A 13,237-nucleotide genomic window follows, 5' to 3' on the forward strand; every position below is an offset into this window, starting at 1 on the left:
TTATTATCTTTAATAGATATATAAATAATTTCCATATTTAATTTATTAATATGGAAATTTTTTTTAAAAAAAAACGCTTTTCTAAAAAAAAATTAAAAAACTAATTATGTTTATAATTTATAGAAATTTTTAATAATGAATAAGCCTTCATTAACTATTTTAGGTTGTCATTCTTCCATACCTACAAATAAATTTCATCCTACTGCTCAAATATTATATATGAAAGGATTTTCCTTTCTAATTGATTGTGGAGAAGGGACTCAAGTTCAATTAAGAAAAGCAAAAATAAAATTTAATAGAATAATACATATATTCATATCTCATTTACATGGAGATCATTTTTTTGGACTGATTGGATTACTATCTACATTTCATTTATTAGGAAGAGAAAAATCAATCAATATTTACGCCCCAAAAGGCTTAAAAGAAATTATAGACATTCATTTTAAGTGGTCTTCTACTAAACTTAAATATTGCATAGATCACATAGAGTTGTCATCCAAAAAATTTGAAAAAATAATGGAAAATGAGAAAATAGAAGTTTTTTCCATCCCATTAAAACACAGAATTTATACCAACGGATTTCTTTTTAAAGAAAAACTTAGCAATAGAAAATTAAATATGGAAGAAATTAAAAAAATACCTAATATTCAAATTAAAGACTATAAAAATTTAAAATTTGGAAAAGATTTTAAAATCGATAGTGGAAAAATTATTCCTAATAAAAAATTAACATTTGATCCTCCTAAAATATCATCTTATGCTTTTTGTTCAGATACTTCCTTTTACTTACCTATCATTGACCATATAAAATATGTTGATTTATTATATCACGAATCTACTTTTTTAAAAACAGAAGAAAAAAGAGCTATAAATACAGGACATTCTACAGCAAATCAAGCGGCTTATATAGCAAAAAAAGCTAAAGTGAAAAAATTATTATTAGGACACTATTCTAACCGATTTCCTAATATTAAAGAATTTGAAAAAGAAGCTAAAGAGATATTTTTTAATGTTGAAGCTTCAGAAGCTTTAAAAACATATTATTTATAATCTAAAATCATACGACTAATTCTTTTAGAAGAATAAAAAGAAATCAATATCCCTATTATCAAAATAATACTTGTTACCATACAAGAATCTACCATTGTAATTTTTATAGGAAAAGGAATTTTATTTCCTATTTTAAAAATTTTGTATCGATACTGTATGGTCGAAATTACATATGCTGTAAATAACCCACTATAACATCCTAAAATAGTAATTATACAACCCATATATAAAAAAATGGTCTTTATTCTATATAAAGAAAATCCAATACTCCATAATGTAAAGAGTTCTTTTATTTTATCTAATTGCAAAATGAAAATGACATTAAATAAATTGAATCCAGTGATAAATGTCATTAAACTAAATAAAAAATATATGAATATTTTTTCTGTATTAAGAACTTTATAAAAAATTTTTTCTTTTTCTATTCGCGTTTTTATATTAAATTTTGATCCAAATTTTTTAAATAAAATTTTTTTTATTTCGTTAATGTCTGCTTTTTCATTAATTTTTATTTCTAATGTAGAAAAAACTTTTTTTTTAATGATTTTTTGAAGATCAGATAAATTACAAAATAAATATTTTATATCCATTTTTTTACTAAACAAAAATATACCTTTTATAAAAATTTTTTTTTGTATAAAAAATGGAATAAAAGTATTTTTTTTTTTTTCTGTATAAAAAAAAAATATTTTATCAGGCATATTCATGTTATGAAATAATATTGGAAAATAATATGCAATAGAATTCCATCCTACATATATATTCAGATGATCAGGATAGTAATCTTTTGTTAAATCTATTTTTTTGAATTTTTCCATAACTTTTTCATATTCTGTATCCACTGCTTTTAAAGAAATAAAATATTCCTTATTTTTATAATGTAAAAAAACTTTTTTTTCCATAGTTTTAGAAATAGCGATAATTCCTTTTATAGATTTTATTTTTTTTTTTATAGTATTATTATCTATAAAACAATTTTTTTCATTATAAAAAGAAATGGTTATATCAGGATAATTAATTTGATAAAATTTTTTATTTAAGTTTTCTAATCCAGAAAAAACAAATAAAATTATGGATAAAGAAAATGTGGATATATGTAGAGATAAAACAGATAAAAAAACAATAACATGAACAATGTTAATTTTTTTTTTAGAAAAAAAATAACGTATAGCTATATAAAATTCCGTTTTCAAAAACTATTCAATTTTAATATACGAAAATCTATTTTTGGGATTTTTTTTACACGATATCTAAGTTTTTTTGAAAGTACCTTTCTGAAAAATAAAGATTTAGAACGAATATATTTTAAAATATTTTTATCTAAAAAAGGATACATCCTAATATATACTTTTATTATATTCATATCAGAAGTTATGCACACTTTAATCAAAGTAACTAAAAAATTTTCGTAATTTTTATTATTACGAACTTCTTCATTAAGTATTTCTGCTATTTCTATAGAAAATATTGAGGATAATTTTTCATTTTTCATTAAACTAATTTTTTTTAATTAACGATGAAAATAACAGAAAAAATTACAAAAAATTTGTAATAAAAAAAATAATGTTGTTAAATTGCAACATTATTCTATTTTTTTTTAGGTCCCATAGCTCAGTTGGTTAGAGCATCTGACTCATAATCAGGGAGTCGCTGGTTCAAATCCAGCTGGGACCATTTTTTTGTAACCGGGGAGGGATTCGAACCCACAACTTACAGTTTAGGAAACTGTTGTTCTATCCTAATTGAACTACCCAGTCTTATATTTTTCAATATAAACAACAGATCTATTTTTTTTTATTTTTTTGAAATGAACATAACCATTTTTTATAGCATATAAAGTATGATCTTTTCCTATTCCTACATTTTTTCCAGGATAATGTTTAGTCCCCCTTTGTCTAACTATAATATTTCCAGCATTAACATATTGATTTCCAAATATTTTTACTCCTAACCGCCTTCCTATTGAATCTCTCCCATTTCTAGAACTTCCCGAACCTTTCTTATGAGCCATTTTTAATTTATATTTTTTTTTCTAAAAAGGAAATTACTTTAATTTTTGAAAAAAAAGGTCTAAATCCATTTTTTATTTGATATCCTTTTCTTCTTTTTTTTTTGAAAATAATAATTTTATTTCCTTTAATATGCTGTAATATTTCTATTTTAACTTGAATATTTTCTAAAAAAGGAGTTCCTAAAAGAGGAACTCCTTTTTTAGAAAATAAAAAAACTTGATTCAATAATATTTTTTCTCCTAATTTTCTAGAAAAATGAGGAACATAAACATATTTATTTTCAATAAGTTTAAATTGGAACCCTTGTATATTCACAATAGCATATGTCATAACCTTTTTAACACTTTAATAATAATTTTTTTGCTTTTAAAAGTCCTTCAAATAAATAATCTACTTCTTTAAAAGTATTATATATAGAAAAGCTAACACGAATCATCCCTTTAACCTTAAAAAAATTCATTAAAGGTTGTGCACATAAATGTCCTGTACGAACAGCAATTCCAAATCTATCTAAAATACTTCCTACATCAAAACAATGTAATTTATTCAAATTAAAAGAAATAATACTGGATTTTTTAGAAAAATCTTTTATTTCTCCATATAATTGAATTCCATCTATAGAACTTAAACGTTCTATAGCATATATTAATAGTTTTTTTTTATAATTTTGAATATTTGAAATTCCTATTTTTTCTACAAAATCTATAGCAGAACCCCATACAATAATTCCTTCTATATTTGGAGTTCCAGCCTCAAATTTAAATGGTAAATCCGAATAAGTTGTTTTTTTAAAACTAACATTTTTAATCATTTCCCCACCTAATTGATAAGGAGGAATAGCATTCAATATTTCTTTTTTTCCGTATAATACTCCAATACCAGTAGGGCCGTACATTTTATGTGCGGAAAAAACATAAAAATCTGTATCTAAATCTTGCATATCCAAACATAAATTAGAAGGGCCTTGGGCACCATCAATTAAAACTAATGCTCCATATTTATGAGATTTTTTAATAATATATTTAATAGGATTAATAATACCTAAAACATTAGATATATGAGTAATAGATACTATTTTTGTTTTTTTTGAAATTAAATATTCAAAATCTTTTAATTTTAAATAACCATTTTTATGAATTGGTATTATTTTTAATATTGCACCCTTTTTTTCACAAATAACTTGCCATGGAACAATATTTGAGTGATGTTCCATACAAGAAATAATAATTTCATCTCCTTTTTTTATCAAATTATTTATACTAGAAGCTACTAAATTAATAGATTCGGTACTTCCTTTAGTAAATATAATTTCTGAAGAATGTTTAGCATGAATAAAATTTTGAATTTGTTTTCTAACATTTTCTACATATAGAGTAGCTTTTTGACTTAGATTATGCAATCCACGATGAACATTAGCATTTATTGTAGAATAGTATTTATAAGATGCTTCAATAACCTGTATGGGTTTTTGAGTTGTAGCAGCATTATCTACATATACCAAAGGATTGTCATATATTTTTTTTTTTAAAATTGGAAATTGATTCCTTATTTTTTGTATATATTCTTCGGACAACATCTATTATAAGTATTTATCTAATTTTAGATTCATTTTTTTATAGATAAATTTTTTTAATTCAAAAATAGGAATAGGTTTTAATATCTCTTCTAAAAAAGATAGTAGTAATAATATTTTTCCATGTTTTTCAGAAATACCTCTTGATTGTAGATAAAATAACTCAGATTCTTGAATATTTCCTACCGTACACCCATGTGAACATTTTACATCTTCAGAATAAATTTCTAATTGCGGTTTAGCATATATACATGCTTCATCAGATAGAATAATATTATTATTTCTTTGAAAAGCGTTGATTCCCTTTATCCATTTATTAACAATAATTTTTCCATTAAAAATACTTTTAGATTTTTCCAATAAAATATTTTTGTATAACTGATAACTATCAGAATCTGAATATAAATGATCCATCAACGTATGATTATCTACAAATTGTTTTCCTGATAAAATAGAAATTCCATATAAATAAGAAGAAGTATTTTTTCCAATAGAATAAAATTTTAAATTATTTTTAATAAAATTTCCTTGAAAAGAAAAAGTATAAACGGAACTTCTGCTATTTTCTTTTTGTTTAAAAAATGTATTATCTATTATAGAAGTTTCTACCAAATCGTCTTGTACTTTATAATAATCAATTTTACTGTGATTAGAAATATAAATTTCACTAACAGAATTGATAAAAGCTAAATGTTTTTTTAAACATTTATGATGTTCAATAATTTGAACATAAGAATGTTTTCCTACTATAACTAAATTCCTTGTGTTCAACATTACCTTAGATTTTATACCGGTAGAAATATGCAAAATTTCTATAGGATTTTCTATAATCATATTATTAGGTATATAAATATAGACCCCATCTTTTGAAAAAAGAGTATTTAAAGTATAAAAAGCATCATATTGATATGATAATTTCCCATAGTAATTTTTAATTTTATTCTCTTTTTGTGAAGCTATATTGGATAAAATAAAATCTTTTCTACCTACACCTACATTTACATTAGAAAGAGAAGAATTATATTTTCCATCTATAAAAATGAAAATAAAAGATTCTTTTTTTTTTAAAATGAACTCTTTAATTTTGTTATATTCTATTGTTTCTTTTTCTTCTTCTTCAAAAATAAGATGATAATCTTGATTAATGATAGAGGTAATATCCGTATTTTTCCATTCTTCTGCAACATAAGAAGAAAATCCTTTTTTTTTAAAAAAATCAATATGTTTTTTTTGCAAAAAATATAGATAAGAATCTTTTTCTCTTATAAAAGAAGATTTTTTATCTGATATCAATAAAATTATTTTTTCTTTTAATTGCATATATTTATCATGAACAATCTTTTTTCACTTGATTATTTTTAATAATCCAATCATATCCTTTTTTTTCTAATTTTTCAGCTAATTTTTTATCACCTGATTGAATAATTTTTCCATTATATAAAATGTGTATGATATAATCTGAATTAATATAATCTAATAACCTCTTGTAATGAGTTATAATTAAAATAGAATTTATATCATTTCTAAAAGCATTTATTCCTCTAGAAACTATACGTAAAGCATCTATATCTAAGCCAGAATCTACTTCATCTAAAATAGATAACAAAGGATCTAACATTATCATTTGAAATATTTCACTACGTTTTTTTTCTCCTCCTGAAAACCCTTCATTCAAGGATCTATAAATAAAATCTTTTTCCATATTCAATTGAGAAACAATATTTTTTGTTTTTAATAATATTTCTTTAGATGACATTTCATTCATATTTCTAGCTTTTCTAATAGAATTAATAGCAGTTTTAATAAAATTAATAATAGAAATTCCAGGAATTTCTATTGGATGTTGAAAAGAAAGAAAAATTCCTAAATGTGCACGCTCTTCCGGTGAAAAATTTTTTAAATTTTTATTTAAAAAATAAATATGACCTTCAGTTATATTATATTCTTTTTTTCCAGCTATAATGGAAGCAAGAGTACTTTTACCAGAACCATTAGGCCCCATTATAACATGAGTCTCTCCTGCATTAATTTTCAAATTAATTCCTTTTAGAACTTCTTTTTTTTCTATATTAGCATGTAAATTTTTTATATTTAACATAAAATAAACTGTTATCCAACAGATCCTTCTAAAGATATTTCTAAAAGTTTTTTAGCTTCTACGGCAAATTCCATAGGTAATTTTTTTAATATTTCACAACTAAAACCATGAACTATCAAAGAAATTGCTTTTTCTGTATCAATTCCTCTTTGATTACAATAAAAAATCTGATTTTCTCCAATTTTTGAGGTAGTTGCTTCATGTTCTACTTGAGAAGAGGGATTATATACATGAATATATGGAAAAGTATGTGCTCCACATTTATTTCCTATTAATAAAGAATCACATTGAGAAAAATTACGAGAATGAACAGCTTTAGAAGATATTTTTACTAATCCTCTATAATTATTTTGAGCTTTTCCTACAGATATTCCTTTTGATATAATAACACTTTTGGTATGTTTTCCCATATGTATCATTTTAGTTCCCGTATCTGCCTGCTGAAAATCTTTAGTTAAAGCTAAAGAATAAAATTGTCCTATAGAAAAATCTCCTTTTAAAATGCAAGATGGATATTTCCAAGTAATAGAAGATCCGGTTTCTACTTGTATCCAAGATATTTTTGCTCCTTTTTCACATAATCCACGTTTTGTTACAAAATTATAAACTCCTCCTTCCCCTTTTTTATTACCAGGAAACCAATTTTGAACTGTAGAATATTTTATTTCAGAATTTTCTAAAGCTATAATCTCAACAACAGCTGCATGTAGTTGATTTTCTTTTCTTTGTGGAGCCGTACATCCTTCTAAATAGCTAACATAAGAATCTTGTTCTGCTATAATTAAAGTTCTTTCAAATTGACCCGTACGATTTTCATTAATGCGAAAATATGTGGATAAATCCATAGGACAACGAATTCCTTTTGGAATATAACAAAAAGAACCATCTGAAAAAACAGCAGAATTAAGAGCTGCATAAAAATTATCTTTTTTTGTAACGACTGATCCTAAATATTTTCTAACAATATCTGGATATTTTTTCAAAGCATCATTGATAGAACAAAATATAATACCTTTATTTTCCAATTTTTTCTGAAATGTAGTAGCCAAAGAAACGGAATCTAAGACTATATCTGTCGCAACTCCTGAAAGAACTTTTTTTTCTTCTAAAGAAATTCCTAATTTTTTGAATGTATCTATTAATTCTGGGTCTACTTCTTCTAAATTATTTAAATTAATTTTTTTTTTAGGCGCAGAATAATAACTTATTTCTTGAAATTTTGGAATATTATATTTTATATTTGCCCATTTTGGAGGCCTCATTTTTTTCCATATAGAATAAGATTCTAATCTCCAATCTAACATCCATGTAGGTTCCTTTTTTTTTTCTGTTATTTTTCTAATAACATCCTCATTCAATCCTAGTGGAATTTTATCTGATTCTATTGGAGTGTAAAATCCATATCTATATTCAGATTCCGTAAAATTTTCCAGTATTTTATTATTTTTTTTCATTTTATTTATGATGAAAAACTTTTTCCACATCCACAAGTGTGTTTCGCATTAGGATTTTTAAAAAAAAATCCTTTTCCATTTAATCCATCTGAATATTCCAAAGTAGTTCCTTCTAAATACAGAATACTATTTTTATCTACTAATATTTTCATTTCTTCATACTGAAAAAGTCTATCTCCTTTTTGTTTATTTTGATCAAAAGTAAGTTCATATGACATTCCTGAGCATCCTCCATTTTTTACTCCAAATCTTACAAAAGAAATATTCTGAGAAAGACCCTCTTTTTTCATAAGAGAAATTAATTTATCTTTAGCTTTTTCAGATATAAAAACCATAAATATTTACAATTTTAAATTAAAAAATCAATTTCCATTTTTTCCAGAAAAAAACCAAGTTATTTTTGTTATTCCTTCTTTTATACCCCATTTATTTGACATACCAGCATGTATTTCTAAAATATATTTAATTGTATCAGGAACAGAAAAGTCTATAACTTCTATTTCCCTCATAGGACTAATATTTTTTTTGATAAAAATAACAGTATTTAATTGATTTATATAAACGATATCCAAAGGAATTCGCATATTTTTCATATTTATTTTTTTATATTCTTCCTGGTTTTTTAACAAAAACAGCATTCCTCTGTTCTCTTTCAAAGAAGATCTAAATTTTAATCCATTTGTTTTTTCTATATCTCTATAAGCTAATTCTATATCTATTTTTTTTATGATAGAATTTTTATTTTTAAAATATAATTCGCCATTTTTAATAAATTCTATTTCTAACAAATTCCCTATATCTTCCAAATCATAATCATAATTAATTCTTTCTTCTGAAATAAGAAAAAAAAATGAAATAATCATTAAAGAAAAAAAAATATTTATTTTTTTCATAATGAAAAAAAACGTTTTTTTATTCTGTATAAATTAATAAAAAATAGTCCTAAAATAATAAAAGGAATGCTTAACCACTGACCAGTATTTAAATATAAAAAATTAATAATTTCTTCTCCTTGTGGTTCTTTCATAAATTCTAATATAAAACGAGCAGACCAAAGAAAAGTGAAAAAAATTCCAGATAAAAATCCATCATGTAGTTTTTTTTCTTTATAAAAATAACAAAGAAATAAAAAAATAAATAAATAACTAATAGATTCATATATTTGTGTAGGATGTCTAGGTACTATTGCTCCATACTCTGTATCCATTTGAATAAATTTTACTGCCCAAGGCAATTTTGTATTACATGGTTTCCCCACTATTTCAGAATTAAAAAAATTACCTATTCTAATAAAAACGGCAGATATTGCGACAACAATGGACAATCGATCACATAGCCAAATAAAAGATTTTTTTTTAAGTATTTTTTTACAATAAAAAAAATTAGATAAAAGAATTCCTATAGTCGCTCCATGACTAGATAATCCCCTATAACCAATAAATTCATAACCTTTAATTATTCCTAATAAAGAATGATCATTGTTTTTTTTTATCGGAAGTAATGCTTCTATCCAATGATCAGAAAAGTATGATAAATCATAGAAGAAAATTTGTCCAAATCTAGCTCCTATAAGGGTTCCAAAAAAAGTATATATGAATAAAGGTTCTAAATATTTTCTATGTATATTATCGTTTTTATAAATATATTTCATTATATACCATCCTAATAAAAAAGAAATAATAAACATTAGACTATATATATGAATAAAAAAACCTTTCCATAAATTAAATTTATAAATTGGATCCCAATTAATATATTCTAACTTTATCATATTCATTTTATTGGATCATATCCTGTAGATCCCCAAGGGTTACATTTCATAATTCTTATTAAACTTACAAAAATAGCTTTAAAAAAATGGAATTTTTTTAAGGAAAAAATCATATAATCGGAACAAGTAGGAATATACCTGCAATTATTTCCTATCCATGGAGAAATACCTGTTTGATACAGTTTGATACTTTTTATAAAAAAAAAATTTATGATTTTCATGTTTTATTTATTTTATTATTTAAGTACAAAATAGTTTTTTAATTAAAATTAAAATGATATAAAAAATATTTATAAAATATAATATATCTATAATCTATAGAAATAATACAATAATCATGAATAAAATTATATTTCATTTAAAAAAACATTTATTTTTTCATAAAAGTCTATGGAATTATCTATATGAATCCAATGTTTTGCTTTTTTTATAGTTAAAATTTTTGCTTTTGGAAATAATTTTAATATAGAATCATAATCCTTAGGAAGAATATAATTTGAATATTCTCCGCGTAAAAAAAGTGTAGGACCATTATATGACCCATTTTTTATTTTTTGTCTAATTAAACAATCATAATTTTTTTCAATTCCAAATAAAAAAAAACGGAAACGCAATTTTCCATTTTTTTGTTTTTTAGTACATTTAGAAAAAAATAATCTAATTTTTATATCAGAAATCCACGTTTTCATAAACAAATCAAGATCTTTTCTTGTTTTAATTACATCAAAATCTACTTTTTTTAAAATACGAATCAAATTTTCTGAATATGTATTTGTATAAGCATTTGGACTGATATCTACAATAATAATTTTTTTTGGAATTATAGGATAATTTATAGAAAATTTCATGACAGCTTTTCCTCCCATAGAATGGCCTAGTAAAATAGGATGATTTAATTTGTGATAATGGATATAGTCTAATATATCTTTTGATATTATATCATAATTCATTTTTTCTGAAAAAAAACTTTTTCCATGATTTCTAATATCTAACAAATGAATTTTATAGTTTTTTTCAAATTTTTTAGCAAAAGAATTCCAATTATCTCCATTCCCAAATAATCCATGAAAAACTAAAATGGAAGGACCAGATCCAAATATTTTAGAATACAATATCATGGTAAATTAATTTTTATTTTTTTTAAATAACTTTGAATTGTATTCTCTAATCCCATATATAAAGCTTCACTAATTAAAGAATGTCCTATAGAAACCTCTGCTATAAAAGGTATTTTTTTAATTAAAAAAGAAATATTATCCAAATTTAGGTCATGTCCTGCATTAATCTGCATACAATTTTTAATAGCTTGATTTGCTGTTTTAATATAAGGATTAATACACCCACATTCTTTTATAGCATATCCTTTAGAAAAAAAACCCGTATATAATTCTATCCTATCCGCTCCTGTTTTTGCTGCATATGGAACAAATTTAGGATTTGGATCTAAAAATATAGAAGTGCGAATTCCATGATCTTTTAATTTTTTTATTATTTTAGTCAAAAAATTTTTATGAACAATCGGATTCCATCCAGAATTTGATGTTATTACATTATCTGAATCAGGAACTAAGGTCACTTGACTAGGCTTAACATCCAATACCAATTTCATAAATTTATCAATAGGTCTTCCTTCAATATTTAATTCTGTTTTTATTACAGAACTAATATCGTAAACATCCTTATATGTTATATGTCTTTCATCAGGACGTGGATGTATAGTAATTCCTTCCCCTCCAAATTTTTGAACATCAATCGCAACTTGTAAAATATTCGGGACATCACCTCCTCTTGCATTTCTTAATGTAGCTATTTTGTTTAAGTTTATACTCAATTTTGCCATGTTAAAAAGATTCTTTTTTAGTAACCTGTGTTACTTCCAAATTAAATTCCTTAGCAGCTGTTAATAAATGATCAAAAACACTAGCCTGTATTTGTTCATATTGAATAGATACGGAAGTATTTGTAAAACAATATAGTTCTATAGGTAATCCGTAAGGAGTTGGTTCTAAATGACGAATCATCAATGTTTCTGATTGCGATATTTTTGGGTGTTGATATAAATATTCCAATGCATATTGACGAAAAAGACCAATATTAGTTAATCTTCTTCCATTTAAATTTATGCTGATATCAATATTCTTTTCTTTATTGAAAAGATCTATTTCCTTTTGTTTTTTATAAATATAATCTTTTATTAGATAAACATGTTGAAATCCCTTTAAATTATCTGAATTACAAAAGTGGAAGGATTGTATATTAAACAATATAGATCTTTTGATTCTACGTATATTTTTTTGACGCATAACCTCAAAGTTAGTAACAGCAGTAGAAATTAAATCATAAGTAGGAACACTAGTTATAGTTTTATCAAAGTTCTCTATTTTTGCAGATGTTAAATTTATTTCTATAACTGTTCCTTCTATGCTATATTTTGGAATTCCAATCCAATCTCCTACTTTTATCATTTTAGTAGATGCCATTTGTACTCCAGAAACAAATCCAAGAATGGTATCTCTGAAAACTAATATGACAATAGCGGTTATAGCACCTAAACTCGTAAGAACAGTAATTAGATCATTTTTTGTTAAAATAGCAATAATAATTAAAACACAAAATATTATAGATATAATTTTTAATAATTGTGAAAAAGAGCGAACTGCTATTGTCTGATGATTATTTTCACTTGTAGCTATTCTCATTATAGAATTTACTACTCTTATTAAAAATTGTAAAACAATTAAAACAAATAATATATCAAATACTTTTCCTAGATAAATGATAATTGTATGATAATTCTTAAAAAAGGGTTCAATTAAAATAAAACCAATAGATAGTGGGAAAAAATGAGCTAAACTATCAAAAACTTTATTTTCATATAAGATATTATCCCAAACGAAATGTGTAGAACTTACTATTCTCCTCCCTATAAAACGTACACCTCTGTTAAAAATAAACTCTAAAATTATTAGTAAAATAGTAAAAAAAAATATTTTACCAATTATAATAAGAGTTATACTTACCCATTTTTTTAAATCTAAATGAAGAGAAAATATATGGATATTTTGAATATAAAAGTAAAAAATTACTGTTGATATTTTAGTAAAAATTTTCATAAAAAACAATTATTCTGTAAGAATATATGGCATTGACATATAAGTTTTTTTTCAAAAATTTTATTTTTTTAGATTTTTACTTCTTATGTTTTGCTATATTGAATAATATAATAGATATTGAATAATATGAAAAATTTTGATTCAATTTTTAAATTTAAAATTT

16 protein-coding genes and 2 tRNA genes are annotated in these 13,237 nt (G+C 23.4%); 2 read left to right on the plus strand and 16 right to left on the minus strand.

Annotated elements, in window-relative coordinates:
• Window positions 1-135: 135 nt before the first annotated feature.
• Entirely contained in the window at window positions 136-1,053 is a 918-nt protein-coding gene (locus H0H59_RS02985) for a ribonuclease Z (RefSeq protein WP_185862127.1), read from the plus strand.
• On the opposite strand, the gene H0H59_RS02990 is transcribed toward H0H59_RS02985, so the two are convergent.
• Both H0H59_RS02990 and H0H59_RS02995 read right to left on the minus strand, forming a co-directional pair.
• Entirely contained in the window at window positions 1,044-2,246 is a 1,203-nt protein-coding gene (locus H0H59_RS02990) for an ABC transporter permease (protein ID WP_185862128.1), read from the minus strand. The genes H0H59_RS02985 and H0H59_RS02990 overlap by 10 nt on opposite strands.
• Window positions 2,243-2,545 (minus strand): ribosome-binding factor A, encoded by a 303-nt coding sequence (locus H0H59_RS02995; protein WP_185862129.1) that lies wholly within the window; start codon window positions 2,543-2,545, stop codon window positions 2,243-2,245. Before H0H59_RS02995 ends, H0H59_RS02990 begins: the two co-directional genes overlap by 4 nt.
• A 108-nt stretch (window positions 2,546-2,653) precedes the next feature.
• Here H0H59_RS02995 and H0H59_RS03000 point away from each other — a divergent pair.
• Window positions 2,654-2,727, plus strand: a tRNA-Ile gene (locus H0H59_RS03000).
• A gap of 8 nt (window positions 2,728-2,735) precedes the next feature.
• Here the strand turns inward: H0H59_RS03000 and H0H59_RS03005 are convergent.
• The 14 genes from H0H59_RS03005 to H0H59_RS03070 all read right to left on the minus strand — a co-directional run bounded on the left by H0H59_RS03005 (window position 2,736) and on the right by H0H59_RS03070 (window position 13,074).
• A tRNA-Arg gene (locus tag H0H59_RS03005) sits at window positions 2,736-2,810 on the minus strand.
• The gene (gene rpmA / locus H0H59_RS03010) at window positions 2,801-3,064 is read right to left on the minus strand and encodes a 50S ribosomal protein L27 (RefSeq protein ID WP_185862130.1); all 264 of its coding nucleotides are present in this window, start codon (window positions 3,062-3,064) and stop codon (window positions 2,801-2,803) included. Before rpmA ends, H0H59_RS03005 begins: the two co-directional genes overlap by 10 nt.
• Window positions 3,065-3,071: 7 nt before the next feature.
• Entirely contained in the window at window positions 3,072-3,395 is a 324-nt protein-coding gene (gene rplU, locus H0H59_RS03015) for a 50S ribosomal protein L21 (RefSeq protein ID WP_185862131.1), read from the minus strand.
• 7 nt (window positions 3,396-3,402) lie between these two features.
• Window positions 3,403-4,641 (minus strand): aminotransferase class V-fold PLP-dependent enzyme, encoded by a 1,239-nt coding sequence (locus tag H0H59_RS03020; protein ID WP_185862132.1) that lies wholly within the window; start codon window positions 4,639-4,641, stop codon window positions 3,403-3,405.
• A 3-nt stretch (window positions 4,642-4,644) separates the two neighbouring features.
• Window positions 4,645-5,958 (minus strand): Fe-S cluster assembly protein SufD, encoded by a 1,314-nt coding sequence (gene sufD / locus H0H59_RS03025; RefSeq protein WP_185862133.1) that lies wholly within the window; start codon window positions 5,956-5,958, stop codon window positions 4,645-4,647.
• 7 nt (window positions 5,959-5,965) lie between these two features.
• Window positions 5,966-6,736 (minus strand): Fe-S cluster assembly ATPase SufC, encoded by a 771-nt coding sequence (gene sufC, locus H0H59_RS03030; protein WP_185862134.1) that lies wholly within the window; start codon window positions 6,734-6,736, stop codon window positions 5,966-5,968.
• 11 nt (window positions 6,737-6,747) lie between these two features.
• Window positions 6,748-8,190, minus strand: coding sequence for a Fe-S cluster assembly protein SufB (gene sufB / locus H0H59_RS03035; protein ID WP_185862135.1), 1,443 nt, complete (start codon window positions 8,188-8,190; stop codon window positions 6,748-6,750).
• A 5-nt stretch (window positions 8,191-8,195) separates the two neighbouring features.
• Complete coding sequence (locus H0H59_RS03040; protein WP_185862136.1) at window positions 8,196-8,525, minus strand: HesB/IscA family protein; 330 nt, start codon at window positions 8,523-8,525, stop codon at window positions 8,196-8,198.
• A gap of 27 nt (window positions 8,526-8,552) precedes the next feature.
• Window positions 8,553-9,083 carry a DUF192 domain-containing protein gene (locus H0H59_RS03045; protein WP_185862137.1) on the minus strand — a complete coding sequence of 177 codons (531 nt, stop codon included), beginning with the start codon at window positions 9,081-9,083 and terminating at the stop codon, window positions 8,553-8,555.
• Window positions 9,080-9,961 (minus strand): prolipoprotein diacylglyceryl transferase, encoded by an 882-nt coding sequence (lgt, locus tag H0H59_RS03050; protein ID WP_185862442.1) that lies wholly within the window; start codon window positions 9,959-9,961, stop codon window positions 9,080-9,082. The genes H0H59_RS03045 and lgt overlap by 4 nt, the downstream gene beginning before the upstream one ends.
• 2 nt (window positions 9,962-9,963) lie before the next feature.
• Window positions 9,964-10,182 carry a membrane protein insertion efficiency factor YidD gene (yidD, locus tag H0H59_RS03055; RefSeq protein ID WP_185862138.1) on the minus strand — a complete coding sequence of 73 codons (219 nt, stop codon included), beginning with the start codon at window positions 10,180-10,182 and terminating at the stop codon, window positions 9,964-9,966.
• A 126-nt stretch (window positions 10,183-10,308) separates the two neighbouring features.
• Window positions 10,309-11,079, minus strand: coding sequence for an alpha/beta fold hydrolase (locus H0H59_RS03060; RefSeq protein WP_185862139.1), 771 nt, complete (start codon window positions 11,077-11,079; stop codon window positions 10,309-10,311).
• Window positions 11,076-11,801 carry a pyridoxine 5'-phosphate synthase gene (locus H0H59_RS03065; RefSeq protein WP_185862140.1) on the minus strand — a complete coding sequence of 242 codons (726 nt, stop codon included), beginning with the start codon at window positions 11,799-11,801 and terminating at the stop codon, window positions 11,076-11,078. The genes H0H59_RS03060 and H0H59_RS03065 overlap by 4 nt, the downstream gene beginning before the upstream one ends.
• A gap of 1 nt (window position 11,802) precedes the next feature.
• The gene (locus tag H0H59_RS03070; protein WP_185862141.1) at window positions 11,803-13,074 is read right to left on the minus strand and encodes a mechanosensitive ion channel family protein; all 1,272 of its coding nucleotides are present in this window, start codon (window positions 13,072-13,074) and stop codon (window positions 11,803-11,805) included.
• Window positions 13,075-13,237: the final 163 nt, after the last annotated feature.

The organism is Blattabacterium cuenoti (assembly GCF_014251715.1).
Classification (GTDB): Bacteria; Bacteroidota; Bacteroidia; order Flavobacteriales; family Blattabacteriaceae; genus Blattabacterium; species Blattabacterium cuenoti_M.